At 34.2% G+C, this 2,769-nt stretch carries 1 protein-coding gene; it reads left to right on the plus strand.

Annotated elements, in window-relative coordinates; translation table 11 throughout:
• The first annotated feature begins 2,029 nt into the window (after nucleotides 1–2,029).
• Entirely contained in the window at nucleotides 2,030–2,176 is a 147-nt protein-coding gene (locus tag HJ01_RS17580; protein WP_007136178.1) for a hypothetical protein, read from the plus strand.
• The last annotated feature ends 593 nt before the right edge of the window (nucleotides 2,177–2,769 follow it).

Raw genomic sequence — 2,769 nt, forward strand, 5'->3', positions numbered from 1 at the left:
CTTTCCCTACACGACGCTCTTCCGATCTTAGGTTGTATTGTACTTGATGCTGCTGGCACAACTGGAGGAAGTGGAACTGCATTTATTGTTATCACCGATGGAGACAATGTTACACAAGTATTGTCACTGATACTTCTAACGTATAAAGTATAGTCATTTGGAGCCAAGCCTGAAAACGTATTTGAAACTTGATAATTTGTTCCGTCTAAGCTATATTCTGACCCACTTTGGCTCGCAATAGAAATAATACCAAATGTATCTTGGCATGTTGGCTGCACAACACTTGCAGCGATAGGACTTTCATAAAAACTCACTGTAACGTTACCATTACTATAGCAAGGAATTAAAGCCGATGAAGCAACAATAACTGGATTAGGCTCTTTTAAGTTATAATCAATCGAACTATTTCCATACTCCGCAGCACTACTCAATTCAGGACTTAAAAATGAATTAGTAACACTATAATTACTTTCATCGTTTGCCTGGATTGTTAACCCAAAAAACTTAAGATCGCCAGTCGTGTACCCGATCATTGATTTTAACATCTCAACTTCAAATCCGAGATTATAATCCGTAATCCCAATATTATTATTATTAACAGCAAAAGAAGTTGACGGAAATCCTGATGAGGCAGTACCAAGCGAAGTTTTTATCGATTCACCAGATTTCAATTCGATAATATTTGCATAAAAATTGGTTGCCGTTGCATCAGCCGAAATCACCAGACAATAGTCCGCCTGAAAATAAGAATCGAACGCGCTTGGGTTGTTGTTAAAATAATTAAACGCATTTACTTCTGATATATCTGAGACATCTCCAAAATTCGCAGTATTAAACCCTCCGTTTTTCGAATCCAAAAAAAGTAAGATACTTTTATTTGCATTTAACTTCCCTGCTATACCAATAGCTAATTTACTTTCAGCCGCACTAATCTTTACAGAATTGATATACCCCTCTTTTGCATTATTTGATAATGGAGCAGCTAAGAAATTATCTTCCAACGGAGCAGTACCCCAAGCGTCTTCATTTATATCTCCGTCTAAAACCAATGACCTTCTAGTCCTAACAGTTACAGTTTGACCATTACTCAACGTATTAGTTGTATACGTTTTATTGCTAGACATCGTTTGCGCAACAACTCCATCTACAGAAAACTCAAACAACTCGGCTCCACCAACAGCTGAAAAGGTAACTGGAGTACCTAAACACAGTAACTCCGAAGGACTATTAGATGGCGAAACATCAATTGTAACCAGACTAGGAGCTTTATATACCGATGCTACAACCGGCACTCTCGTACTGACATCACTCCCTTGCCTACTTTGAACGTAGTATGTTCTTGTTGTTCTAATGCTTGGACTATAAACATTCCCTGTAAAAACCGGAGTAGGGGCTGTTTGACTAATAAACCATTCTTCAATCTCACCAATATTCGAACTATTAGCATATAAATTAACCTGCACAAAATTTACACCATCCCCACAACTACTCCCAGCTACAGTGGTAGGCGGCGCGAGCTGAGCCTTAGAACTAAGAATCCTAGATGACTTCCTATTCTTTCTAACAGAATCACTTACAGCTCTATTAAACAAAACATTCTTTGTAACGAACGACTCTCCTAGGCTTCCTAAGCTATTCGCTTCTACCTTATTAACCAACAACAAATTAACCAGCAAAAATAAAAGTAATTTATATTTCATATAATCCTATTTGACATTAATACGTAATACCGACTATTAATCTTAATAATTTTTAAAAATAGAAATTTAAATTCAATCTGCGAATGATATTTTAATATAATTTTAACTAATGTATAGCAATAAATCTTAAAATAATGCAAAATTTAATTCGTAACAACAATCTATACACATAATTCTCGACAATCCTAACAGTGACAAAACCTTAATATAGAGATAATTAATAACAAACAAATCTAAGGTCACAAATTCCAATTCACTTACTCAAAAGTGATTAATTAGATTCTAAAAAGCCGACCTATAAAACAAACTTAATCCCAACCAATCCTTGTATGAAACAAGGACAAACTACGTACCAAAAGTTAGGAATAAAATCTGCAGAAAAGGTTAAGAAAAAAAATCCTAAAAGTAACCAATCCCTTTCATCTACAGAATTTAACCTAAGAAGCTTTGCAGTAGATAAGAATAAATCAATATGACAAGCTAAAGCAGAAAAGAAATACGTACTGCCCAACTTTTGATTAGTAGTGATACTGTTATGCAATTATTCGCCAGAACTCACAACTACTCTATAGATCACGATACAAATCGACTCTTAGTCAAGAAGAAAGAGCGCAGTTTTTATTTCAACAATATCTTGACAAAAAAATATCGTTTACCACAGCAACTACGAGAAATCTACAACAACAATAAAAATATAGCTATATTAAATCAGCACATTGATACATAAGTAGAAAAATCTAGATTTCATAAATAAAATGTAGTTACTAATCCCGTAACGGTTAATTATTAATGAATACTAAACTACCTTCATAATCGAAGTACAAATTCTTGTCGAGAATCTTTAATACAAAAATCAAAGCATTCAAAAGATAATTTAGAGATGTTCGAAAAGTTGCCCTTTTTCTTGTTTAGATGGTCTAATATTATTTCTTAATCCGCAATATTAGACTTGATCCCTAAATACTCTAAAATATCAGAATTTTTTACGCACAAAAAAACCCTATCCGATTTGGATAGGGTTTTTTAAAGAAAGGCGACGACATACTCTCCCACATAACTGCAGTACCAT

This window comes from Flavobacterium frigoris PS1, from assembly GCF_000252125.1.
GTDB classification, from domain to species: Bacteria; Bacteroidota; Bacteroidia; order Flavobacteriales; family Flavobacteriaceae; genus Flavobacterium; species Flavobacterium frigoris_A.